The organism is Gilliamella sp. W8145 (assembly GCF_016101145.1).
GTDB classification, from domain to species: Bacteria; Pseudomonadota; Gammaproteobacteria; order Enterobacterales; family Orbaceae; genus Gilliamella; species Gilliamella apis_A.
Genome location: NZ_JACFRC010000001.1, coordinates 1,634,878 through 1,659,163, shown reverse-complemented (window position 1 = coordinate 1,659,163; position 24,286 = coordinate 1,634,878). Strand labels below are relative to the sequence as shown.

Here is a 24,286-nt window from a genome sequence, read left to right as displayed (position 1 = left end):
TATTCAGTTATAGCTTATTTTATTTCGATAAATACTAACATTCACTTGCAAACTCTATCGCCGTTCGGGCAAATATTTCTTAGCATAACTTTTGCTATTATCCGATATTTACTTGAAGCTTTGCTGTTATATTATTTAATTGAATTCTCAAAAGGTTATTTTGTTAAAAGTCAAAACAAGTTTCGTTTAACTGAAAAGAATCTCTCACAAATTCATTATATTGTTTTTTCTACTTTTAGCTGTTTTATATTATTGAAAGGTTATATTTTGGAAAGTAACGCTTTTACAGCTTTATTTTCTGGTACATTACATAATTATTTAGCTACTATTTATTTGTTTGCTGTATTGCTAGGTCTTATCATAAGTAAGCGGAATTTTAAGATTTTCTCTGATAAAATTCGATATGGAAAACTTGTTAAAAGCATATCAATATCAAGTATTTTTATTTTATCGGTGATTTTTATTGTCTTTAGCCTTATTGATAATAATCCATCAAAATATTATGTTGATTCATTTAGTGCTATTTTTAATAGTATTCATAAATTGTTTTTGTTGTTATTACTTAGTTCATTAATTTGTATAATTCTTAATATCACTACTCAATATCATTTTAATAAGACACGAATTAGAGACAATAAAATCGATTAGATTACCTCTAATTAGCTAAGTGGTTGTTCAGGAATTCGCAGATATCATTTTGTGATTTTAGTTGCCTGATTTCAGGTAATAATATTGATGCTTGTGGGTAATATTGCCTTAAATAAGCTAACCACTGCTTTATTCTAGCCGAATGGTAAAGGGGTTTAGCATCTTCGATGGATGTCATTGCATAACGAAGTAGTAATTGCATTACTTGATGCCAATTTAATGGTGAATGATTAAAACGAATTGTATTGGCTAAATTAGGAATATTAAGTATTCCTCGACCTAGCATAATGTCATTTGTATGACTTTGTGTTATGCAATTTTTAGCATCTTCAGCAGAAAATATTTCACCATTAGCAATAACAGGAATGGTTAATTTTTGCTTAATTTTACCAATGGTTGGCCAATCAATTTTCTCGGCTTTATATCCATCAATTTTTGTTCGTCCATGAATAACAATTTCATTAGCACCAGCTTGTTCAATTGCTTCAGCTATTTCGTAACAGTGAGATTTATCATCCCAACCTAATCGAATTTTAACCGATAAAGTTGGGATAGAGCCAATTGCTGTCCTAACCTGCGTTACAATCTTCAATATTTGTTCGGGATATTGTAATAAATAAGCACCACCGTGGCTGCCAACAACGGTTTTAGCGGGACAACCAAAATTGATATCTATGCCATAAGAACCTAGTTCAAGCGCTCTAATGGCATTTTCTGCCATCCATTCAGGAGATTGTCCTAATAGTTGAACTCGGACTGGCGTTCCTGATAAGGTTTTTCCTTCATTATAAAGTTCTGGACATAGTCGATAAAAAGTTCGGTTTGATAATTTATGCTGGGTTACTCTTACAAATTCAGTTACACAATAATCAAATTGATTGATTTCGGTTAATATTTGCCGCACATGATAATCAAGAACCCCTTCCATTGGTGCTAAAATGATGCGATTTATTTGCATTTTAAATCCTGTTTAGCATGTTGGTTTCCACACACAATACAATTAGTTTGTTTAGTAAATATGACTTGGTTAAATTCCATTGTCATACTATCAATCATTAGAACTCGACCAATTAAAGGTTTTCCATAATTTGTAAGTACTTTGATTGCCTCTAGAGCTTGCATTGAACCGAACATACCAACTAATGGAGCCATTACGCCCGCTTCAATACACGTCAGCTGGTTTTGCCCAAATAATTGACTTAAGCATTGATAGCATGGTTGATTCTCTTGATAATTGAATACAGTGAGTAAACCTTCCATGCGGATTGCTGCACCAGAAATTAATGGTTTCTTTTCGATAAAACAACAGCGATTAATTTGTTCACGGCTAGTTAAATTATCGGTGCAATCAATAACGATATCATGTTGTTTGATTAGGGAAATTAGCTCATTATCACTCAGTTTCTGATTAATTGTTTCAATAATCATATCGGCATTAATATTACATAATGCTTGTTTTGCGACTTCAACCTTATACTGATTTATTGATTGTTGAGTATATAAAATTTGCCTATTTAAATTCGACGCTGATATTGTGTCAAAATCAATCAATGTTAGTTTACCGATGCCTGATGCTGCTAAATAGACGGCAGCAGCACAACCTAACCCGCCTAATCCTATAATTAATGCTGTACTATTTTTTAAAATTTGCTGCTTGTCGATATCGAATCCATGCAAAGTGATTTGTCGATCGTAGCGTAGCAATTCTTGATCAGAAAGCGTTAACATATGAAATGATAGTTATTGTTGATAATGATTTGTATAGTATAACAAAAACTTGGCACATGATTGTGCCAAGTTTTTAACTTTATTTATCAAAACCAGATAGGAATGTTAAATATTCTTCTTTTGTCATAAGTGGCTTGTAGTTTGCCATTAGTGTTTGAGCTGATTCAGCATCATCATAAAGTAAATCAATAATGGTACAGGCCATCATTTGTGCAGGGCGGATATAAGCCATATCTTCATCAAATACGGTGTAATCTTTACCATGTAATACGCCTCTAACCGAACCAATCCAAGGGTGACTTACTGGCATAATATGCGATAGATCACCTGTGTCGGTACTTCCTGTCATATGAGGTGCAATTGAAACATTTTCTTCACCAATTAAATTTTCAGCATTTTGTTTTAGAAAATCATTGAGTGTTGGATTATTATTTAACGGCAGATAACCTGGAAGATCTTTAATTTCACAAGTAGCACCAACAGCCATTGCTCCTGCCTTTAGTGCTTGATTAATTCTTTCATTAGCATCAATCATGGCTGGTACATTACCTGCTCGCACATAACTTTCCATTCTTACATCGCTTGGTACAACATTCACTAAATCACCACCTTGGGTAATAATTGGATGAAAACGAATATAATCTTTTTCTTGAAATGTTTCACGGATAGCATGTACACCCATCATTCCCATCATAGCTGCATTTAATGCATTTACACCAGCATGAGGAGCTGCGGCAGCATGGGATGCTTCACCTTTATATTTAATTAGTTTACCAATAAAGCCATTGCTTGTAGTTGAGATCTCAATAAAACCATCTTGGCGTTCAGCAGGTACACTGGTTAAATGTATTTGTAATGCCATATCAACATCATCAAAATCACCACGTGAAATTAATTCTGGTTTACCACCAATATATTTAATCTTACCTTCTTCTATTAATCGATTTCGATAAGTAATTTCAACATATTCTTCTGCAGGAACGGCAAATGGTACTACATCACCAGCTAAAAATTCCATTGCACCTGAGTCAATTAATCCCATGGTAACCGCCATCATGTTGGCTATTTGGGCATTATGTCCACAGCAGTGAGCTGCACCTGATGTTTCATCAGCAGCTGGGTGGTCGGCACAGATGATAGCATCTAGCTCACCAATAACCGCTATACTATATTTGCTACCTTTACCGCCTTTAAGACGACCTTTTACCCCGGTTAAGGCTAATTTATTTTTAAAAGGAACACCTAATTTTTCAAAAGCATCTTCTACTTTTTTAGCGGTTTTATGTTCTTTGTAACCAAGCTCTGGTTCTGACCAAATTGCTTCGGCAATTGACTTGATATCTGCTTTTCGATTTGCAATTGCATCGCAAACTTTTTTCTTTAGTTCTTCTTTTGTCATAAATAAAATCCTTATCTAAATTTAGATAACGCCTTCCCAGTGTAGTGTGACTTGAGCAATTATAGCAGCAAAAATAAATGTACCAGAAAAAACAGCTAAAGATACGGGAATAATGCGCCAAGATATATTTTTAAATAGTGCAAGATCTTTACCGATAGCCAATCCTGCATAAGCAAGTATAGGAGTACAAACAGCAAGTAATGACACTTGATCAGTAATTGCAACAATTTCTTGATGGTATGGGAATATTGGTGCTGACATGATAGCTGCAACCACAGATACCCATAAAATTACCGGTAATTTATTAAATCCGGGTAACTTACTGATTAACAGTCCTACAACAGAGATAATAACTAGCATCGCTACTGCTTCAAGCGATGAAATCAAATCAATTTTATATCCCACGGTGTTACCAGCTGCCATAATAATGGCGACTAGAATAAATACAAAAATCGTCTCAAAAATCTTCATTATGACATCCTTATTTCTTGCGTCGGAAACGGTCTAAAGTGTTATACATAAAAGAAGCGAAAGGCAAAGAAAATAGTGTGTAAATATACATGCCCACCATTCCCGACATTAAATTCGCTGTGGTAGCATAAGCATTAATGTTTTCTGATAAGTCAGGGTATAAATCACTTATTGGTGCAAGAGAGGCTGCCATCATACTTCCACTACCTACGCCAGCTCCCATTGCTAGCGCATATGGGTGTAGAATGTTCAATTGTGCTATTAAGCTGGCAAGAATACTCATCCAAATCGCACCATAAAGCGTACCGCAGACATACATAGCCATGACACCTCGACCTTCGGGTGAATCTAAACCATATTTATCAGCAACTATGGCGATATTAGGTTCGCGAGCTACCGAATAAGTAGCCCCAACAGCTTCTCGTTTCATACCTAATATCATTGCTAATGGTAGGCCCAGTAAAATGGTTCCGGCAAAATGACCTAATTCTTGAAAAATTAGGGCTAGCTTGGCATCTTCTAAAATCATATCAATTTTCGGGCCTACAGCTACACCAAGTTTTGCCACAAGTAGAATTAATGTAACCATCATCACAAGACTTGCATTTTGCATATTTTTGTTGGTTAATATTTTTAGTTTTGGGAAGCTAATGATGCCACCAAAAATCATTGCATATAGCATTGGATAAACTGCAATAATCCATATAGTTTGTCTACCGATAAGCTCACAAATAATTACTACTAAAAAGGCAATTAAATGCAATTTATAGTCTCGTAAAACTTCCATTCTTGCTCCTTCTTCATTTTTTTATCTATTTTTACACTGCACTTCTTATACTACGGTTGCTCCTAAGGTATTTTGAAAATGCTTTAAAGCCCATTGATGGCCAATGGGATCAAAGCTTGCAACAGCATTTTGATGAATAACTAATTTATAACCTAAGTTATAGGCATCTACAGCCGTATGTAAAATACAAATATCAGTACAAACGCCAATCAGATGGATTTCAGTGATATGTCTTTCGCGTAAACGGAGGTCAAGATCCGTACCACAAAATGCTGAGTAGTGACGTTTATTGATCCAGTAGATATTGTCTGAATATTGATGTTGTTGGTAAAGTTGCTGTAATTTACCAAATAATTGTTGGCCAAGAGTCCCAACAAGATTGTGAGGGGGAAATAGCAAATTTTCCGGATGGTATTTATCTAAGGGATTATGAGCATCAATAGCAAAAACGATAAACTCATTATTTTTAATAAATGATTGAGTTATATTTATCATTTCTGATTCAATTTGTTGACCCACAGCGCCAGTCGTTAATGCTCCATCATCAGCAATGAAATCATTGGTATAATCAATTGAAATTAAAGCTTTCATATCCAATAAACAATATTTAAATAGTCCTAAAGCTTATTAATAAATATCAGATATGACAAGTTATTAAATTAATCATTTTTCAAATTTATTTATAAAAGATGTAATTTGATTAATTATCTTATTGAATTTAAATAAATTTATAAATGATTATATAAATTAAAATTATTATCATAAACTGAGTATAAATAAATTAAATAAGGATTATTTTTATAGATGGTCTTTATCCCCCGATAAATTGCTCTATAATAATTATCATTTTTGACAATTGTACACAGGATATATTTAATGAGAACAATTTATTGCGGACAATTAAACGCAAGTTATATTAATCAAGAAGTCACACTATGTGGATGGGTCAATAAACGCCGAGATTTAGGTGGAATGATTTTTATTGATATGCGTGATCGTGAAGGAATTGTGCAAGTTTTTTTTGATCCTGATTACCCACAAGCACACGAATTAGCTGGTGAATTACGTAATGAATTTTGTATTCAAATTAAAGGGAAAGTAAGAGCAAGACCTGACGGTCAAGTTAATAAAGATATGGCAACGGGTGAAGTTGAAATTTTGGCCACAGAGCTGATTATTTTTAATCGTAGTGATATCTTACCTCTTGATTTTAATCAAAATAACAGTGAAGAGCAGCGTTTAAAATATCGTTATATTGATTTGCGTCGCCCGGAAATGTCTACCATTTTCAAAACTCGAGCCCAAATTACCGCATTTGTTCGTTCTTTCATGAATGAACATGGCTTTTTAGATATCGAAACACCAATGTTAACCAAAGCTACACCTGAAGGGGCTCGAGATTATCTTGTACCAAGTCGTGTTCATAATGGTGAGTTTTATGCATTGCCACAATCGCCGCAGTTATTTAAACAGCTACTAATGATGTCAGGCTTTGATCGCTATTATCAAATAGTTAAATGTTTTCGTGATGAAGATCTTCGCGCTGATCGTCAACCAGAATTTACCCAAATTGATGTTGAAACTTCTTTTATGAGTGCTGAACAAGTACGTGAAATAATGGAGAAAATGATTCGTGAACTTTGGTTACATGTGAAAAATGTCGATTTAGGTAGTTTTCCAATATTAACTTTTGCTGAAGCAATGCGACGATTTGGTAGTGATAAACCAGATTTACGTAACCCACTGGAAATTATTGATGTGGCTGATTTAGTAAAAGATATCGATTTTAAAGTATTTTCAACGCCAGCGAATGATCCAAAAGGTCGCGTTGCACTGCTTTGCGTACCAAATGGTGCACAATTAACGCGCAAACAATTAGATGATTATACGCAATTTATCTCGGTATACGGCGCGAAAGGTATGGCGTGGATCAAAGTTAATGAACGTAACAAAGGTTTAGCTGGTGTACAAAGCCCTGTAGCTAAATTCTTTAATGAAACTCAAATGGAAGCTTTATTGAATCGTGCTGATGCTGAAGATGGTGATATTTTACTATTTGGTGCAGATAGCTATAAAATTGTTAGTGATGCATTAGGGGCTTTACGTTTGAAAGTCGGTAAAGATTTAAGTATAACTGATGAAAATAAATGGGCAGTACTTTGGGTTGTTGATTTCCCTATGTTTGAAGAAACAGACGAAGGCTTAAGTGCTATGCATCATCCATTCACATCACCGAAGGATTTCACTCCAGAGCAATTAATCAGTAACCCTGAAAATGCGGTAGCTAATGCATACGATATGGTTATTAATGGTTATGAAGTCGGTGGTGGTTCTGTGCGTATTCATCGAAGTGAAATGCAACAAGCCGTATTCTCAATTTTAGGTATTAATGAAGATGATCAACGTGAAAAATTTGGCTTCTTACTTGATGCGCTAAAATATGGTACGCCACCGCATGCAGGTTTAGCCTTTGGCTTAGATAGATTAACTATGCTATTAACTGGAACAGATAATATCCGTGATGTTATTGCTTTTCCAAAAACAACTGCAGCAACATGTTTGTTAACTGATGCACCTAGTCCAGCTAATCCAGCAGCGTTAAAGGAACTTGGTATCGAAGTGAGCCAAAAGTAACGGTATTTATATGCAAAAGTATAAGAACCCTGAGTCAGTTTTAGTTGTTATTTATTGTAAAAGCACTCAGCGTGTTCTTATGTTGCAACGTAAAGATGATCCTAATTTTTGGCAATCAGTTACAGGTAGTTTGGAAGAAAATGAATTGCCAAGGGAGGCGGCAATTCGTGAAGTTTTTGAAGAGACCGGTATAGATATTAATGGAAAAAATCTTAAATTAATTGATGCAAAACATGTGGTTGAATTTGAAATTTTCCCTCAGTTCAGATATCGGTATGCACCAGAAATAAAGATAAATAAAGAGCATTGGTTTTATTTACCTCTTTGTGATGAGATAACGCCAGTGCTTACAGAACATTTATCTTATCAATGGTTAACTATAAATAGTGCAGCCAATCTTACTGTATCACCAAATAATTGTGAGGCTATTGGTAAAATTGGTTCAATTGAGAAAATTAATTTAAGAGACCAAAAATGAAATTTAACCAATATATCTTTTTGTTGTTTAGTTTATTCTTTCTAATGTCAAACAGTTATGCTGAGATAAATATAAAAAAATGTAAAGCAAATCAAGGTGACTACATTATTTTTGATGAGTATGATTCTCAAATTGCCGAAAAAATTATCGATTATAAATTACATAATCAACCTGAGAAACGAGAAAATAGCATTATTAAAATTTTTGCCAATGAAAATAGTGATGATCGTAATTACTGGTTAGCTTCGATTCAAACAGATAATAAAGCTGAGGATTATCTATTTTATCAAGTAGATCAAAATAAATTTACTGAAGTTGATCAGCAACAGTTTCAAATTTTATTACCTAAAATTGTTGAGTGTAATCAGATCAAAGAAGTTCCTATATATAGTGAAAACTTCGATGCAGATTAGTTAATATTTATCAGCTTGTATTTGATTAATGTAATTTAGAGTTGAAAGGAGTAATAATGGCATTATCTAATTTTCGAAATTTTTTAGATTACCTTGAGCAGCAAGGCGAACTGAAACGAATTAGTTATCCCGTTAATCCTTATCTTGAAATGACAGAAATCGCTGATCGTGTATTACGTTCACAAGGCCCGGCATTATTATTCGAAAATCCAATTGGTTATAAAATTCCAGTATTGTGTAATCTTTTCGGTACGGCTAAACGAGTCGCTATGGCGATGGGACGTGAAGATACCACGGAATTGCGAGAAATTGGCGAATTACTCGCTTTTTTACGAGAGCCTGAACCACCGAAAGGTATTCGACAGTTTTTTAATGTTTTGCCTAAATATAAACAAGTTCTCAATATGCCGGTAAAGCATCGGTCTTCAGCACCTTGTCAGGAATTAATTTTTAAAGATGATGAGGTCGATTTAACTCAATTACCTATTATGCATTGCTGGCCAGGAGATGTTGCTCCACTTGTAACTTGGGGGTTAACAGTAACCAAAGGGCCTCATAAAGAGCGTCAAAATATTGGCGTTTATCGCTTACAATTATTAGGTAAAAATAAATTAATCATGCGTTGGTTATCGCATCGAGGTGGCGCGCTTGATTTTGCTGAATGGCAAAAATCTCATCCAAATGAAAATTTTCCAGTTAGTATCGCAATAGGCGCAGATCCGGCAACTATATTAAGTGCCGTTACGCCGGTACCAGATACATTATCAGAATACGCTTTTGCAGGATTGTTACGAAATAGTCGAACTGAAGTTGTGAAGTCATTATCAAATGAATTAGAAGTGCCAGCGACAGCTGAAATTATTCTCGAAGGTTATATCAATCCCAACGAACTAGCTGCTGAAGGCCCTTACGGTGATCATACTGGTTATTATAATGAAGTTGAAAAATTTGCCGTGTTTACGGTGACTCATTTAACTCGACGCAAAGATGCAATTTATCATTCCACTTATACCGGTAGGCCTCCAGATGAACCAGCTGTAATGGGATTAGCATTAAATGAAGTGTTTATTCCGATATTGCAAAAGCAATTTCCTGAAATTGTTGATTTTTATCTTCCACCAGAGGGATGTTCTTACCGTATTGCTATTGTCACAATTAAAAAACAATACCCAGGACATGCCAAAAGAGTCATGATGGGCGTTTGGTCTTATTTAAGACAATTTATGTATACAAAATTTATTATTATTTGTGATGATGATATTAACGCAAGGGATTGGAAAGATGTTATGTGGGCGATCTCAACAAGAATGGATCCACACCGAGATACTACTTTTGTTGATAATACTCCAATTGATTATCTAGACTTCGCTTCACCAGTGTCTGGTTTGGGATCTAAAATGGGATTGGATGCTACAAATAAGTGGCAGGGCGAAACAAATCGAGAATGGGGTAGCATTATTACGAAAGATGAAAAGGTGGTAGCCCATGTTGATGAAATTTGGCACGAACTTGGTTTGTAATATATTTAACTAATTAATGGGGAAAGTAATGGATAACGTTTATTGCAAAACAAAACTATTCCCTTTTAGGGCAATTATGTATAATTATTGCCAATATTATGGCATTTAGACAATTATGAAAAAACTTCAAATTATATTGGCTTTGATGTTATTTATCTCTTGTGGAGTAATGGCAATTGAAGCTAAAACACAGCCTGATACGGAATTAAAAGTGAGCGATCCTAGTTCACTAATACCTTCTTTATTACTTGCTGCTGAAAAGGGTGATATGCAATCACAATATACTCTCGGTACCATTTATAAACAAGGATTAGGTGTTGAAGTTAATGATTTAAGAGCCTTTTTTTGGTTTAATAAAGCTGCTGAACAGGGATCAGCTAGGGCACAAAACAATTTAGCCTATATGTATCAAAATGGATTAGGAACCAAAGTAAATTTATCTGAAGCATTTAAATTTTTTAAATTGGCTGCAGATCAGAATTACGCTTTAGCTAAATATAATTTAGCGTTAATGTATAAAAATGGAGAGGGAGTTGCTAAAGATATTTCTGCTGCGATTAATTATTTTACTCAAGCCGGTGATCAAGGTATTTATGATGCCTATTTAAATTTGGGTATTATGTACTTTTTTGGTGATGATGTCGAAAAAGATCGAATGATTGCTGCTGATTGGTTTAGTCAAGCTGCAAAAGATAATAATGCTGAAGCACAATATTATTTAGGATTAATGTCTCAAAATGGTGATGGTTTAACTCAGGATTATGTTGCAGCACTTTATTTTTATACGCAAGCCGCAGAACGAGGCCATGTATTGGCAATGTATAATTTAGGTATTATGTATGCAACAGGCTCGGGGACAAGACCAGATAATACTCAAGCAGCTTATTGGTTTACTAAAGCAGCCGAGGGTGGTAATGCTGATGCCCAATATAATATTGCTGTTATGTATGATGTCGGTGGTGGGGTCCCTAAAGACGAGAAAAAAGCTATAGATTGGTATAATAAAGCCGCCAATCAAGGAAGTGTTGATGCTCAATATAATTTAGCTATTAAATACCTTGAAGGTCAGGATGTTAAACAAAATATCAAGTTAGCTATCTATTGGTTCACCAAAGCTAGCGAGCAAGGTGATGAAGATGCTAAAGCATATTTGGAACAACTTTCTCAAAATAAAAAGGGCGAATAAGCCCTTTTTTATTATCCTGAATTTCGCATTCCAGCTGCAATACCTGAAATAGTTATCATTAATCCTTGTTCAACGATACTATTTTCATCATTATTTTTACGAGAACGACTCAATAATTCGGCTTGCAATAAGTTAAGAGGTTCAATATAAGTATTACGCAATGCGACTGATTCGGCAATCCATGGCAAGTCTGCCATTAAGCTAATATCATCTGTGATCGTTAGTACAGTATTGATATCTTCAGTTAATAAATTTCTTAATTCATCACCTAATGGCCATAATGTAGAAGAAACTAGACGTTGTTCATAATATTCATGAATATTTGGTGCTGCTTTGGCATAAACCATTTCTAGCATTCCTAAACGAGCATTAAAAAATGGCCAATTATGATACATATCTTGTAATTGCTCTTTTTTGCCTTCACTGATAACAACTCTAAGTGCACTACCTGCACCAAGCCATGATGGCACCATTAAACGGTTTTGTGTCCAAGCAAAAATCCATGGTATTGCTCGTAGGCTCTCAATCCCCCCACCTGTTCGACGTTTTTGTGGACGAGAACCTAATGGTAATCTACCTAGTTCAGCTTCTGGTGTAACGGCTCTAAAATAATCGACAAATTCAGCTTTTTCTCGAACATAGCTTCGATAGCATTGGCAAGAATAATCTGACATTTCATCCATAATATCTCGCCAGACTTGCTTAGGCTCTGGAGGTGGAAGTAAATTTGCTTGTAAAATCGCTGAGGCATAAAGCATTAAACTACTAAGTGCAACCTCAGGTAAACCAAGCTTAAATCTAATCATCTCACCTTGTTCGGTAACACGTAAACCACCTTTAAGTGATCCTGGTGGTTGTGAAAGTAAAGCCGCATGAGCTGGTGCACCACCACGTCCAATTGAACCACCACGACCATGGAATAATACTAAGTTGATATTATATTTTTCAAATAAATTGACTAGTTCTTCTTGTGACCGATATTGTGCCCATGACGCAGCAAGCGATCCTGCATCTTTCGCTGAATCTGAATAGCCAATCATTACCATCTGTTTGCCATTGATCTTTTCACGATACCAAGGAATATCTAAAAGTTTTTGCATAACAGATTTAGCATTATTTAAATCTTCTAAGGTTTCAAATAAAGGCGCAACAGGAATATTTTTTTGGCAATCAACACTTTTTAGAAGTAAATAAACAGCCAAAATATCAGAAGGTGCTTTGGCCATTGAAATTACATAAGAAGCAATTGATTCCTCACCAGCTTTTTTGATAACTCGGCAGGTATCTAATACTTCTTGAACCATTTCATCAGGTTGCCAATTATAAGGAAGTAATGGTCGATTAGATTGTAATTCAGCTAATAAAAATTCCTGTTTTTCTTCTTCTGTCCATGAGGCGTAACTACCTAAATTAAGTTCTTTAGTTAAGGCGTCTAATGCTTCTGTGTGTACAGAACTATCTTGGCGAATATCTAATCGAACTAATTGCAACCCAAAGCTTTTAATACGTCTTAATGTATCTAATAATGGCCCATGGGCAATAGTTGACATGCCATTCTCTATTAAAGATTCATAACAGATATAAAGTGGTGTCCATAATTGTTCATTTTTAGTCAACAGATCGGCTGGTGCTAAAACTTGCTCATTGTTTAATAGAGAAACGATATAACTATGAGTTTTAACTAAACGAGACCGTAGTTGTTTCATTACCGCTCGGTAAGGCTCTGATGCTGTTTTATTTTGTTCGTTTAATAAATCAATAACCGACTGACTACATTCTGTCATGGATAATTCACGAACTAAAATCTGAATATCAGCTAAAAATAATTCGATTGCTTTTAATCTGGCTTGTAACATGACCTTTTCAGTCACCTTTGCTGTCACATTTGGGTTGCCATCTCGATCTCCGCCCATCCATGAGGTAAATTTAACTGGTACATGTTCAACGGATAGTTCTTCATTAAAGGAATCAACTAGCTGGTCATTGAACTCACGTAAAAATAAAGGAACACCTTCCCATAAACTATCTTCAATAACCGAAAATCCCCACTTAGCTTCATCAAGCGGAGTAGGGCGTTTTTTACGAATTTCATCGGTATACCATGCTTGGCAAACGAGCTGTTTTAAACGACGCATAATCCGTTCTTTTTCATAATCGGCTAAATCATTATGGTCAAGTTGTGATAAGCAACTATTAATTGCGGTATAAGTATTAATCATTGTGCGGCGGTTAATTTCCGTTGGATGAGCAGTAAGTACTAACTCAATAGATAAATTATTAATCGCTTGTGAAATAGTCTGAGGGGCAAAATTTAAGTTTTTAAGTGATTTGAATAATTCAGTCATTTTTTTAGGACTGCTTGATGCTTCGCCATGAGGCGAAATACCATAATACTCTGCAGCAGTGTTAACTAAATTTAAAAATTGGTTAAATGCACGTGCAACATGAAGTAGATCTTGATCATTAAGATTCTCTATTAACTTAAGTAATTCGTTATGCGCTTGTTTATTTCCTTGTTGCGCCGATTTGGATAACTGACGGATTTTTTCGACTAAATCGAAAGTTTCATTACCTGTTGCGCGTTTAATTGCATCGCCCAATAGGGTGCCTAACATGTTGACGTTGCTTCGCATCGATGAGTATTGATTATTCATTCTATTCTCTACTTGTTTATATTTTGCCTAAGTACCTTTAAGCTGCATGATTAAAATGACAATTTAAAGAAAAAGGTATAAATATAGGTTAATCGCTCAGAATACATACTTTATAACAATGTTGTATTGAATTTAAATAATAAAATTTTATGGATTTTATTATTTCTATTGTTTTTATTATATTTGCTAAATAAATATCCTGACTATTATGAAAGGTTAATATTCTATTTAGAAAGACTTTTTTGCATTAACACTAGGTTAGTAAACTGTATATTGTTGTCAATTAAGTATATACTAGTGGCATTATGAATAGGTATTGGATGAATTAATGATCGTTGTTTTTTATATCGCATCGATAATTGCTGTTGTTGCAAGTATAAAAGTGATTTTTTGTCGGCGAGTAGAAAAAGCAATTTTATATCTGGCTATATCACTTTTTGCATCAGCATTAATATTTATTCTCCTTGAAACGTATATTTCGGCTGTTTTATATATTCTCTTTTTTATAAGTGGAGCAGTCATTCTGTTTAGAGCTGTTTCTTTAATGCTGGAAATACGTCGTGACAATGTTGAAAATGGTAAACATGGTATTAGTCCTAAAATTTGGCTAGGGCCATTAGTTTTAGCATTTATTTTATTAGTTGTTCTTATTTATGGCGTAGTAAGTACTGACTATACACAATTCACTGAATCGCATGAATTGATGCACCAAATGTCAATCTATGCTTATGTATTAATGGCTGAGTTAGCTGCGTTTTTATTATTAGGCGCTGCAGTTATATCTTATCATTTTATGCATCGAATGCTGTCGGAGAAATAATGTGATACCACTTATGTATGGTTTGATTTTTGCCTCAATCTTATTTGTAATAGGACTTTTAGGGGTAATGATTAGACGTAATCTCTATTTCTTATTGTTAAGTCTTGTCATCATGAATAATGGGGCCATCGCTGCACTTTTTGTCGCAAGTAGTTATTGGCAACAATCCGATGGAGAGGTGCTTGCTATATTAGCGGTAACGGCTGTATTAGCTCAAATATCTGTCGGGCTTGCTTTATTGGTAAAATTAATTTATCGACGTAAAAACTTTAATATTGACTCATTGAGTGAAATGAAAGGATGAATTTACTTTATTTAACTATCATTGTTCCATTGCTATCTTTCTTGATATTAGTCTGTTATGGGCGACAAATACAATCCATTAATGTTATGTTAATCGGGATTTGTACGATGTTTCTTGTTGGATTAATAACAATATTTTCTTGTATTGATTTTACTACCAATACAGTTCCAGATATGACATTGGTTTATACAAGAAATTTATGGACTTGGTTTTCAGTTGGTGATTTTGATGTTCCTATATCTTTAACGCTAGATGGCTTATCACTGACATTCTTGGTATTAATATCATTCTTTGGTTTGTTGATCTATTTTTTTGCTGCCTGTTATTTAAAATCGAGGAAAGATATTTACACTTTTTATGCATATAGCAATTTACTGATAGCAAGTGTGTTAACGGTTGTTCTTGTTGATAATTTGTTTGTGATGTTACTTGGTTGGGAAGGGGTAAGTATAAGTACTTACTTACTTATTGGTATCTACTACAAACAAACTCGCAATAGTTATGCAGCAGTTAAAGCATTTGTTATGATGCATTTAACTGATATTTTTCTAATCATAGGTATATTTTTACTTTATCAGACTTTAGAAACATTAAAAATCAGTGATATTTTAATAAAAGCACATAATGACTTAGCAGTTGATTCAGACATTATTTTTTGGATTACGTTGATGTTATTCCTTGGCGCTATGAGTAAATCAGCGCTTTTCCCAATGCATTCATGGTTCAAAGAAACAACACTAGCACCGATGCCTGCTGTCGCGTTATTGCAATCATCTACTGTTATATTCGCTGGTGTTTATCTAGTCCTAAGGCTAAGTAATCTGTTTATGATGTCAAGTGATACGCTTTATATAATGCTTTTATTCGCTTCTTTAACTGTTATTTTTGCTAGTAGTATTGCTTTGGTTCAAAATGATATAAAACAGATTATAACTTATATTAATTTAGCGCAAATAAGTTATCTATTTTATGCATTTTCGACACAGAGCTGGAATTTATCCTTAAGTTGTTTGATTAATTATACTGTTACTAGCACTTTACTCATTCTTGCTTCTGCAATTTTAATCAAACAGTGCCAAGGTGAACGGGACATCAATAAACTTGGTGGCTTGTTAAAGTCTAATAGAGTCTTATATGCAATTTTCTTAGTCATCATGTTATCACTTAGTGCCTTACCGTGGGTCTCCGCATCTTTTTATATTAAAGGCGATATTATCTGGGGTTTAATGGTTCAAGATAGCTTAATGGCCGGTACTATTGGCTTATTAGGAATTTTATTGTCGAGTTTATGCATTTGGCGTTTGATATTTTTAGTTTTTCATCATTCAATTAAAATTGAAAAAATAATAAGAATCAGAAAAATAAATTATTATCCGATTTTTATTTTATTGATATTTACTACGGCACTGTTTATCTACTTACCATTACCGATACAAGGGATAATCCCACTAGCCAATTTAGATACACAAGGTCAAATCCCATTTAGAATATTATTGTGTGCAGTAACCCTATTAAGTTTTGTCATTGCATATATTCTTTATGCTCATCCGAATGCTGAAGTTCATGAAATTCTTAATACTCCGATGATCAAATCGTTAGGAAAATTATGTAAAAGTGATTGGCGATTCGACTATTTGTTAAATAATTTTTTTGTAAAACCGTATATTTATTTAGCAAACTTATTGAAAAAGGATCCACTAGCCTTATGGGATGATTGGATTATGTGGGGTATAAAGAAAATAAATGCCTATATTGTCAGTTTAGAAAATGGACAAATAAGATGGTATATGGTTTCAATGGTAATAGGTAGCATTATTATATTAATGTTATTGATTTTTATTTGATAAAGGTGTGAACTTAATGTTGTTATGGCTTGTTTTCTTACCTGTAATTGGTGGATTTATTGGTTGGTTTTGTCATGTATTTTTACAAAGAATCGTGACTTCAACCGATATACAGTTGCGTTGGCAACGTTTACCAATGATGATTGCTCTTACAACCATATTAATCACATTTATTTTGGTAATTGTTTTATGGGCAGATGCAAATAGTGCTTTAGAACAAAGTCCAAACTGGATTAAAGAAGTTAATATTGATTGGATACCTTTACTTGGCATTCATTTTCATCTGGTATTAGATGGTTTATCTTTGATTGTTATTAGTTCAACACTCTTTATTGTATTGTTAGTTATTGTTTATTCTAGTAAAGAAAATCTTAATAATGTCGGATTGTTTTATTTATGTGTATTATTTATGACATCAGCCATTATGATGTTATTCGTAATTACTGATCTGTTTTTAATGTTTTTCTTCTGGGAAGCGGTAGCTATTCCAATTTATTTTTTAATTTCATTGTGGGGCAGACGCGATTTAAATTCTCAATTACGTTTTAATGGGGCTAGTAAATTTTTAATTTACACTCAGATAAGTAGCCTACTAATGCTAATATCGATTGTGTCGTTGGCTTTGATCAACTGGAATCTAACGGCAAAATGGACTTTTGATTATCAAATTTTAACTAAGACGCCGATTTCAAGTAATACCGAATTTTTATTAATGCTAGGATTTTTAGCCGCTTTTATTATACGAATTCCTTTAATCCCTTTTCATAATTGGTTTATTGAGGCACATATCGAATCTTCAACAAGTGGTTCGATGATGATTAGTGGTTTATTAGTTAATACGGCGGCATTTGGTTTATTACGTTTTGTGATACCTCTTTTCCCTAATGCTTCGTTAGCGATTATGCCGTTTATTTTAGTATTAGCTATATGCACGCTATTTTACACCGCGTTACTTGCTTTTAATCAAACCGATATTAAGAAACTGATTGCTTATATCCATATTGCTTTAATGGGGTTTGTGACGGCGATTATCTTTAGCGGCTCAGTTATTGCTTTCCAAGGTGTTGTTATTCAAATGATAGCGATTAATTTAGCTATTGTTGGTATGTTTATAATAAGTGGTTTATTAGCAGAATGCTATTTAACTCGAAATATTAACCAATTTATTGGCTTAAAAGAACAAGTAAAGTATTTGTCTTCTTTTACTCTGTTTTTCATGTTAGCTGTGTTAGGTATTCCCGGAACCGCTAACTTCATAGGTAATTATATGATGTTATTAGGTAGTTATAATTCATATCCTTATTACACTATTTTATTAGCAATTGGATTATTGTTATTGTCGATATCGTTAATTATTCGCATGCAACCTATTTTTTATGGTGAAGTTGATAAAATTACGGTTACAAAACACTTGCTGAGTAAAAAAGATATTTTTCTATTGTCTAGTGTTCTTATTGTATTAATTTTTATTGGATTATATCCAAAAATGGTTTTAGATATGTCTTATTCTATTGTTAACCAAACACTGCAATATATAATTACCGAACGAGTGGGAGAGTAATAACTTATGATAGCTTTATTGCCAATATTTATATTGAGCTTTGCCATAATAATTTTGCTCATCGCACTATTTATTTTTAAAATAGATACTAAAAAATGTGCTACTTTAACCATATCGGGATTAATTTTTGCACTAATCGGCTCAGCATTTTTGGGGTATAAAATTTCCTTTAATACCGAAGCAATATCAGATATTAGTAGTGATAATATGCAAATATCGGTTTCTTCGCCAGCAGAGAATACCGATACAACATCTGCAACAGAACAAACAGTCGCTATTGATACCGTACCTACGGAGCAAGAAACCACCGCCTCAACAAGTGAAGAAGTTACCGAATCTATTGCGGAAAATAATGATATGGTTGGACCATTCCCTCAGGTTGATGATACTCAGCAGTATGATACCAATAACGAATGGCAAGCACGTCATGTTACTGCATTATTTACTTGTGATGGTTATGGATTACTTTATACCTGCTTAATTTTAATTATTTCAATTGTGGTTTCATCATTAGCTTATCGATGGTTTGTACAAGAAAAAATCAACCATGGATTATTCTATCTAATTTTACTGTTTATGGCGTTAGGCGGAATAACTTTAGTTTATGCTAGCCACTTAATGTCATTCTTTCTTGGCATTGAGTTGCTTTCAATTCCATTTATAGGTTTAATAGGCTATCAATATATCCAAACTCATGCGCTTGAAGCTGCGATTAAATATATGATTTTGTCCGCCATTGCTAGTTCATTTTTGTTAATGGGAATTGCTTTCTATTATGCAACTACTGGTGAGCTCACATTTAGTGGTTTAAGTTATCAATTATCAACTATGACTTATCCAAGTACTTTATTATTAATCGGTATTTGTTTAATGTTAGTTGGTATTGGTTTTAAACTTTCGCTGGTACCTTTTCAACTTTGGTTACCCGACGTTTATCAAGGGGCTCCGACTGTTGTTTCATTACTACTATCAACTGTAGGTAAAGTTGCTGTGTTTTGTGCTATTGCCAGACTATTTTTATTAGCGCCAATAGTGAATAATGAAACAATCCGTATTATTTTGGTTATTATGGCCTTTTGTTCAATTCTATGGGGAAATTTATCGGCATTAATGCAAAGTAGCTTAAAAAGGTTACTGGCTTATTCATCAATTGCTCATTTTGGTTATCTTTTGCTGGCATTAATTGCCGTGCAGTATCAAGTGCTCGCTTTAGAAACAATAGGTGTTTATTTAATTGGCTACATTTTTGCCAACATCTGTGTTTTAGGCGTGATCAGCTTAGAATCCCATTCCAATGAGTTACAGGATCATGAAAAGGAAATTGATCTTTCAGGATTATTTTGGCGTCGACCTATTTTAGCCTTAGCAATGGGAGTCGGTTTATTATCTCTAGCAGGAGCACCACTTACTGCGGGTTTTGTGGGGCGTTTTCTTTTAGTTCTATTAGGGGTTACGGCTGAATTATGGTGGTTAATTGCTGCAGTAGTGATTGGTAGTACCATAGGATTATATTTCTACTCAAGACTTATTCTCAATCTTTATATCAGGCCTATCAATCGTGATGATTTCTCCAGTAATAATTCTATTATTAAATTGAAGTGGCGAGATATAAAAGTGAGTGAATTGTTTATTGTTATCGCAGCATTTTTAACCATGGTATGTGGTGTTTATCCTAAATGGTTATTTAACCTGGTTAGTATGGCACAATATTTAACGACTTAATTTTTTTGCTGGTTGATTGTTAGTGGGTACTGTATTTATTTAGTTAATTGAATAAAATAGTTAATAATAACGATATTTGTTGTTGACTTAAAAGATATTGGCAAGAAATAGTTAATAATCGATTTATTTATTGTGTTATAATTCTGCACTTTAATATTTTTATATACATTAAGAGGACCAATATGGACTTTTTTATTTCTAATGCATACGCAGCTGATGGTGCTAGTGCTGAAGCAAATCCTTATTTTTTACCTATCATGTTAGTCGTGTTTGGACTATTTTTCTATTTTATGATTATGCGTCCACAACAAAAACGTGCTAAAGCACATCGCGAGTTAATGGCTTCTATTTCAAAAGGTGATGAAGTATTAACTAATGGTGGACTTATTGGTCGAGTATCAAAAGTTAATGAAAATGGTTATATTGTGTTAGAGTTAAATGATACAACTGAAGTTGTTATCAAACGTGACTTTATCACATCAGTATTACCAAAAGGAACAATGAAATCATTATAATAGATTTTCCTATTATAATTCATTGTATTAATTATCTAATCCCACAAGAGAATATGTCGTGCTAAATCGCTATCCTTTGTGGAAGTACATTATGTTGGTCGTCGTGATTTGCGTCGGCCTACTTTATGCTCTTCCAAATATTTATGGTGAAGATCCCGCTATACAAATTTCAGGTTCAAATAGTGCCGAAATTAATGTTGCTACGCAAGATAAAGTCAAACAACTTTTGGTGAAAAATCAAATTGAACCTAAATCACTGGTTTATGAAAATAAATCTATTTTAATTCGTTTAAGTGATAATGATACTCAGCTGAAAGCTAAGGAATTAATATCACAAGAATTAGGTGATGATTATACTGTTGCACTAAATCTAGCGCCTGCAACACCATCATGGTTAACGATGATTGGTGCCGAACCCATGAAATTAGGGCTCGATTTGCGTGGTGGTGTGCATTTCTTAATGGAAGTAGATATGACTACTGCGTTAAGTAAATTGACAGAACAATCGATTGAAAATTTAAAAGCAGAGTTCAATAAAAATAATTTAAATTACAAAGCATTAAATAAAAGTAGTAATCAACAAATCTTAATGCAATTCGATAATACAGAAGATCGAAACAAAGCTATTACTAAAATTAATGGATTGCTAGATTATGAATTAACTTCGCAAAGTGAAAATAGCATCGTTATTAGTGTTAGCCAACAGCGCCTGCAACAAGCTAAAAGTGATGCTGTACAACAAAATACTACCATTTTACGTAATCGTGTTAATCAATTAGGTGTTGCTGAACCAATTGTTCAACGTCAAGGCTCTGATCGTATTGTTGTTGAGTTACCTGGTATTCAAGATACTGCATTAGCGAAACGAATTTTAGGTGCAACTGCAACCCTTGAGTTTAGGCAAGTAAATGAAGATGGTTCAACTAACTTAGAAGCTATTTTAAAAGGTGAAATGCGTGTTCCATATGGTTCTGAAATAAAATATATGGAAAATGGTCGTCCGGTCTTACTTTATAAACGTGTGGTATTAACTGGTGATCATATTACCGATTCTTCATTTAGAGTAAATGAATATAGCCAACCAGAAGTTTCTATTAACTTAGATAGTGCTGGTGGCAAAACCATGCTTGATTTCACGCAGAAACATCTGAAAAAAGCAATGGCAACATTATTTGTTGAATATAAAGATACTGGAAAACGTGATGAAAATGATAAACCTATTCTTGAAAAACAAGAGAGAGTTATCAATGTAGCAACGATCCAAGGTATTTTTAGTGACCGATTCCAAGTAACTGGGATTAGTAGTGTTGATGAAGCTAGAAATTTATCACTATTATTAAGAGCAGGAGCCTTGATTGCGCCGATCCAAATAATCGAAGAACGCACCGTTGGGCCATCAATGGGGCAAGAAAATATCACTCAAGGTTTAGAATCTTGTGTATGGGGATTATTAATTTCGGTAATCTTTATGTTAGTGGTATATCGTCTATTTGGTGTATTTGCTAGTCTTGCATTAGTTGCAAACTTAATTCTAATTGTTGGTGCAATGTCTTTATTACCTGGAGCAACATTAAGTATGCCGGGGATTGCTGGTATCGTACTAACTGTAGGTATGGCGGTCGATGCGAATGTTTTAATTAATGAGCGTATAAAAGAAGAGCTCAGTAATGGTCGAGGTGTCCAACATGCAATTAACGAAGGTTATGCTGGTGCTTGGAGTAGTATTTTTGACGCCAATATTACTACATTGATAACTGCGATTATTCTTTATGCAGTAGGTACAGGTTCTATCAAAGGCTTTGCCATTACATTAGGTATCGGTATTGTAACATCGATGTTTACCTCGATCGTAGGGACTCGAGCTCTGGCCAATCTTATTTATGGTGGTCGTCGCGTCAATAAGTTATCAATTTAGAGGTTTATTGTGACTATTAATAAAAAAGAAAATCATGATGTTAGAGAACTAAATCATGGACGAAGAGTACTCGACTTTTTAAAATTTGGCTTTATTGCTTTTGTTATCTCAATGTTATTGGTTGTTGTTTCATTTGTGGTTATTCTTGTTAAAGGCTTTAATCTTGGACAGGATTTTACCGGTGGTACCACCGTTGAACTGACAGTAACTAAAGCTGTAAATCTTGATGATTTACGTAATAGTTTACGTGATGCAGGTTATCATGAGCCAGTCGTTCAGTATTATGGTAGTAGTAAAGATATTATTATCCGATTAGCCACCGCCAATCAAAATGAGAGTAGTGCATCATCTGCAATTGATAATGCATTAGGTACTAAAATCTCTAATTTAGTACATAAAGATATTGATAGTAATGCTGAAATTAAGCGAGTTGAATTCGTTGGTCCTACGGTTGGTTCTGAATTAGCTCAAGATGGTATTTTGGCGATCTGCGCCGCATTAATTTGTATCTTAATCTATATTGCATTTCGATTTGAATGGCGATTTGGTACTGGTGCTGTTGTAGCATTAGCCCATGACGTGGTTATTACCGCTGGTTATTTATCACTCTTTGATCGTGAGTTGGATTTAACCATTATTGCAGCAATGTTATCTATCATTGGTTATTCTCTTAATGATACTATCGTTGTATTCGACCGAATTCGTGAGAATTTTAGAAAAATACGACGTGCGTCGCCGTATGATGTTATCAACATTTCGTTAACCCAAACATTACATCGAACCTTAATGACATCTGGCACAACGTTAGCCGTTGTTATTATCTTATATATCTTCGGTGGTTCAATGTTAAAAGGTTTCTCTGAAACATTAGGGGTTGGTATTGTGTTAGGTACAATTTCATCAATTTATGTAGCAGCATATATGTCGCTTAAATTAGGTGTGAAACGTGAACACTTTATGCCACCAAAAGTTGAAGCAGAAGGCGCGGATCAAAACGCAATTTTACGTTAATCATTTAAGCTCTGTCATAGACTGACAGAGCTTTGTTAGCTTGTTTTTTGAGCAAATAATATTAAATTATTTGACACCCTTTAACTAGTTGCATATTATTAGCCACAGTTTTTTATCCCTTTAGGGGCCATAGCTCAGCTGGGAGAGCGCAACGCTGGCAGCGTTGAGGTCAGGGGTTCGATCCCCCTTGGCTCCACCAATTCAATAATCAATAACATTCTTTTAAACCCTACAAAGTACACCAAATCCAGTAATAACAAGCCTTAATGTCTATTTCATTGCCCATTAAGTATCAGTAAGGTACATTTACAACCATAATTTTTAGGTATACGCTTAGGTATACAGATGCAATATACCTATATATCGTATACCTTAAATAATTATGGGAAGGAAAACACATCCATTAACAGACACCCAAATAAAAACCGCCAAACCAAGAGATAAAGATTACTCTTTATTTGATGGCGGTGGTATGTATCTCTTAGTTAAATCGAATAATTCTAAAATCTGGCGTTTTAAGTATACTCGTCCGTATACCAAAAAGGGCGCATTAATTAGCTTCGGTAGTTATCCTGAGGTTTCACTACAGCAAACACGAAAACAACGAGATGAAGCGCGAGAATTAATAAAGTAAGGTGTAGATCCTCAAGAGCACAAAGCAGAACAAGAACAACGC

At 34.1% G+C, this 24,286-nt stretch carries 21 protein-coding genes and 1 tRNA gene; 15 read left to right on the top strand and 7 right to left on the bottom strand.

The features are described from left to right. Positions 1-655: 655 nt before the first annotated feature. The 6 genes from dusC to H3T80_RS07380 form a co-directional block, all read right to left on the bottom strand. On the bottom strand, positions 656-1,606 hold the full coding sequence (dusC, locus tag H3T80_RS07405; protein WP_198201028.1) for a tRNA dihydrouridine(16) synthase DusC: 951 nt from the start codon (positions 1,604-1,606) through the stop codon (positions 656-658). Further along, positions 1,597-2,376, bottom strand: a complete 780-nt coding sequence (locus tag H3T80_RS07400; RefSeq protein WP_110447067.1) for a molybdopterin-synthase adenylyltransferase MoeB — start codon at positions 2,374-2,376, stop codon at positions 1,597-1,599. The genes dusC and H3T80_RS07400 overlap by 10 nt, the downstream gene beginning before the upstream one ends. 79 nt (positions 2,377-2,455) lie before the next feature. Further along, complete coding sequence (locus H3T80_RS07395) at positions 2,456-3,775, bottom strand: amidohydrolase (RefSeq protein ID WP_110447068.1); 1,320 nt, start codon at positions 3,773-3,775, stop codon at positions 2,456-2,458. 21 nt (positions 3,776-3,796) lie between these two features. After that, on the bottom strand, positions 3,797-4,246 hold the full coding sequence (locus H3T80_RS07390) for a hypothetical protein (protein WP_198201026.1): 450 nt from the start codon (positions 4,244-4,246) through the stop codon (positions 3,797-3,799). A 10-nt stretch (positions 4,247-4,256) separates the two neighbouring features. Next, complete coding sequence (locus H3T80_RS07385; protein WP_086354316.1) at positions 4,257-5,033, bottom strand: DUF3100 domain-containing protein; 777 nt, start codon at positions 5,031-5,033, stop codon at positions 4,257-4,259. A 45-nt stretch (positions 5,034-5,078) separates the two neighbouring features. After that, positions 5,079-5,624, bottom strand: a complete 546-nt coding sequence (locus H3T80_RS07380) for a cysteine hydrolase family protein (RefSeq protein ID WP_110447069.1) — start codon at positions 5,622-5,624, stop codon at positions 5,079-5,081. A 285-nt stretch (positions 5,625-5,909) separates the two neighbouring features. Here H3T80_RS07380 and aspS point away from each other — a divergent pair, with 285 nt between their 5' ends. The 5 genes from aspS to H3T80_RS07355 all read left to right on the top strand — a co-directional run bounded on the left by aspS (position 5,910) and on the right by H3T80_RS07355 (position 11,264). Beyond that, complete coding sequence (gene aspS, locus H3T80_RS07375; protein WP_110447070.1) at positions 5,910-7,667, top strand: aspartate--tRNA ligase; 1,758 nt, start codon at positions 5,910-5,912, stop codon at positions 7,665-7,667. A 10-nt stretch (positions 7,668-7,677) separates the two neighbouring features. After that, the gene (nudB, locus tag H3T80_RS07370) at positions 7,678-8,145 is read left to right on the top strand and encodes a dihydroneopterin triphosphate diphosphatase (protein WP_110447071.1); all 468 of its coding nucleotides are present in this window, start codon (positions 7,678-7,680) and stop codon (positions 8,143-8,145) included. Then, positions 8,142-8,558, top strand: a complete 417-nt coding sequence (locus H3T80_RS07365; protein ID WP_086359542.1) for a hypothetical protein — start codon at positions 8,142-8,144, stop codon at positions 8,556-8,558. Before nudB ends, H3T80_RS07365 begins: the two co-directional genes overlap by 4 nt. Before the next feature lie 56 nt (positions 8,559-8,614). After that, entirely contained in the window at positions 8,615-10,078 is a 1,464-nt protein-coding gene (gene ubiD / locus H3T80_RS07360; RefSeq protein WP_110447072.1) for a 4-hydroxy-3-polyprenylbenzoate decarboxylase, read from the top strand. Between the two features lie 115 nt (positions 10,079-10,193). Beyond that, complete coding sequence (locus H3T80_RS07355) at positions 10,194-11,264, top strand: tetratricopeptide repeat protein (RefSeq protein WP_110447073.1); 1,071 nt, start codon at positions 10,194-10,196, stop codon at positions 11,262-11,264. An 11-nt stretch (positions 11,265-11,275) separates the two neighbouring features. Here H3T80_RS07355 and ppc read toward each other — a convergent pair whose 3' ends face one another. Next, positions 11,276-13,918, bottom strand: coding sequence for a phosphoenolpyruvate carboxylase (ppc, locus tag H3T80_RS07350; protein WP_110447074.1), 2,643 nt, complete (start codon positions 13,916-13,918; stop codon positions 11,276-11,278). Between the two features lie 328 nt (positions 13,919-14,246). On the opposite strand from ppc, the gene H3T80_RS07345 reads away from it, so the two are divergent. The 10 genes from H3T80_RS07345 to H3T80_RS07300 all read left to right on the top strand — a co-directional run bounded on the left by H3T80_RS07345 (position 14,247) and on the right by H3T80_RS07300 (position 24,244). Further along, positions 14,247-14,738, top strand: a complete 492-nt coding sequence (locus tag H3T80_RS07345) for an NADH-quinone oxidoreductase subunit J (protein WP_110447075.1) — start codon at positions 14,247-14,249, stop codon at positions 14,736-14,738. A 1-nt stretch (position 14,739) separates the two neighbouring features. After that, a complete protein-coding gene (gene nuoK / locus H3T80_RS07340) occupies positions 14,740-15,042 on the top strand; it encodes an NADH-quinone oxidoreductase subunit NuoK (protein ID WP_065577763.1) in 303 nt (100 codons plus the stop codon). Next, the gene (locus H3T80_RS07335) at positions 15,039-16,886 is read left to right on the top strand and encodes an NADH-quinone oxidoreductase subunit L (protein WP_198201024.1); all 1,848 of its coding nucleotides are present in this window, start codon (positions 15,039-15,041) and stop codon (positions 16,884-16,886) included. The genes nuoK and H3T80_RS07335 overlap by 4 nt, the downstream gene beginning before the upstream one ends. 16 nt (positions 16,887-16,902) lie before the next feature. Then, the gene (locus H3T80_RS07330; protein ID WP_110447077.1) at positions 16,903-18,447 is read left to right on the top strand and encodes a NuoM family protein; all 1,545 of its coding nucleotides are present in this window, start codon (positions 16,903-16,905) and stop codon (positions 18,445-18,447) included. A gap of 6 nt (positions 18,448-18,453) precedes the next feature. Then, positions 18,454-20,169 (top strand): NADH-quinone oxidoreductase subunit N, encoded by a 1,716-nt coding sequence (locus H3T80_RS07325; protein ID WP_110447078.1) that lies wholly within the window; start codon positions 18,454-18,456, stop codon positions 20,167-20,169. Positions 20,170-20,351: 182 nt separating this feature from the next. Beyond that, positions 20,352-20,684 carry a preprotein translocase subunit YajC gene (gene yajC / locus H3T80_RS07320; protein WP_086359534.1) on the top strand — a complete coding sequence of 111 codons (333 nt, stop codon included), beginning with the start codon at positions 20,352-20,354 and terminating at the stop codon, positions 20,682-20,684. Positions 20,685-20,742: 58 nt separating this feature from the next. Continuing rightward, entirely contained in the window at positions 20,743-22,599 is a 1,857-nt protein-coding gene (secD, locus tag H3T80_RS07315; RefSeq protein WP_198201022.1) for a protein translocase subunit SecD, read from the top strand. A gap of 15 nt (positions 22,600-22,614) precedes the next feature. Next, positions 22,615-23,610 carry a protein translocase subunit SecF gene (gene secF / locus H3T80_RS07310; RefSeq protein ID WP_110448012.1) on the top strand — a complete coding sequence of 332 codons (996 nt, stop codon included), beginning with the start codon at positions 22,615-22,617 and terminating at the stop codon, positions 23,608-23,610. 123 nt (positions 23,611-23,733) lie between these two features. Next, positions 23,734-23,809 (top strand) — tRNA-Ala (locus tag H3T80_RS07305). Between the two features lie 183 nt (positions 23,810-23,992). Next, the gene (locus H3T80_RS07300; protein ID WP_110447080.1) at positions 23,993-24,244 is read left to right on the top strand and encodes an integrase arm-type DNA-binding domain-containing protein; all 252 of its coding nucleotides are present in this window, start codon (positions 23,993-23,995) and stop codon (positions 24,242-24,244) included. Positions 24,245-24,286 lie beyond the last annotated feature (42 nt).

Bases quoted from the DNA above. Each gene is read 5' to 3' on its own strand.
- dusC (WP_198201028.1), bottom strand. From the start codon at position 1,606: ATGCAAATAAATCGCATCATTTTAGCACCAATGGAAGGGGTTCTTGAT.
- H3T80_RS07400 (WP_110447067.1), bottom strand. From the start codon at position 2,376: ATGTTAACGCTTTCTGATCAAGAATTGCTACGCTACGATCGACAAATC.
- H3T80_RS07395 (WP_110447068.1), bottom strand. From the start codon at position 3,775: ATGACAAAAGAAGAACTAAAGAAAAAAGTTTGCGATGCAATTGCAAAT.
- H3T80_RS07390 (WP_198201026.1), bottom strand. From the start codon at position 4,246: ATGAAGATTTTTGAGACGATTTTTGTATTTATTCTAGTCGCCATTATT.
- H3T80_RS07385 (WP_086354316.1), bottom strand. From the start codon at position 5,033: ATGGAAGTTTTACGAGACTATAAATTGCATTTAATTGCCTTTTTAGTA.
- H3T80_RS07380 (WP_110447069.1), bottom strand. From the start codon at position 5,624: ATGAAAGCTTTAATTTCAATTGATTATACCAATGATTTCATTGCTGAT.
- aspS (WP_110447070.1), top strand. From the start codon at position 5,910: ATGAGAACAATTTATTGCGGACAATTAAACGCAAGTTATATTAATCAA.
- nudB (WP_110447071.1), top strand. From the start codon at position 7,678: ATGCAAAAGTATAAGAACCCTGAGTCAGTTTTAGTTGTTATTTATTGT.
- H3T80_RS07365 (WP_086359542.1), top strand. From the start codon at position 8,142: ATGAAATTTAACCAATATATCTTTTTGTTGTTTAGTTTATTCTTTCTA.
- ubiD (WP_110447072.1), top strand. From the start codon at position 8,615: ATGGCATTATCTAATTTTCGAAATTTTTTAGATTACCTTGAGCAGCAA.
- H3T80_RS07355 (WP_110447073.1), top strand. From the start codon at position 10,194: ATGAAAAAACTTCAAATTATATTGGCTTTGATGTTATTTATCTCTTGT.
- ppc (WP_110447074.1), bottom strand. From the start codon at position 13,918: ATGAATAATCAATACTCATCGATGCGAAGCAACGTCAACATGTTAGGC.
- H3T80_RS07345 (WP_110447075.1), top strand. From the start codon at position 14,247: ATGATCGTTGTTTTTTATATCGCATCGATAATTGCTGTTGTTGCAAGT.
- H3T80_RS07335 (WP_198201024.1), top strand. From the start codon at position 15,039: ATGAATTTACTTTATTTAACTATCATTGTTCCATTGCTATCTTTCTTG.
- H3T80_RS07330 (WP_110447077.1), top strand. From the start codon at position 16,903: ATGTTGTTATGGCTTGTTTTCTTACCTGTAATTGGTGGATTTATTGGT.
- H3T80_RS07325 (WP_110447078.1), top strand. From the start codon at position 18,454: ATGATAGCTTTATTGCCAATATTTATATTGAGCTTTGCCATAATAATT.
- yajC (WP_086359534.1), top strand. From the start codon at position 20,352: ATGGACTTTTTTATTTCTAATGCATACGCAGCTGATGGTGCTAGTGCT.
- H3T80_RS07300 (WP_110447080.1), top strand. From the start codon at position 23,993: ATGGGAAGGAAAACACATCCATTAACAGACACCCAAATAAAAACCGCC.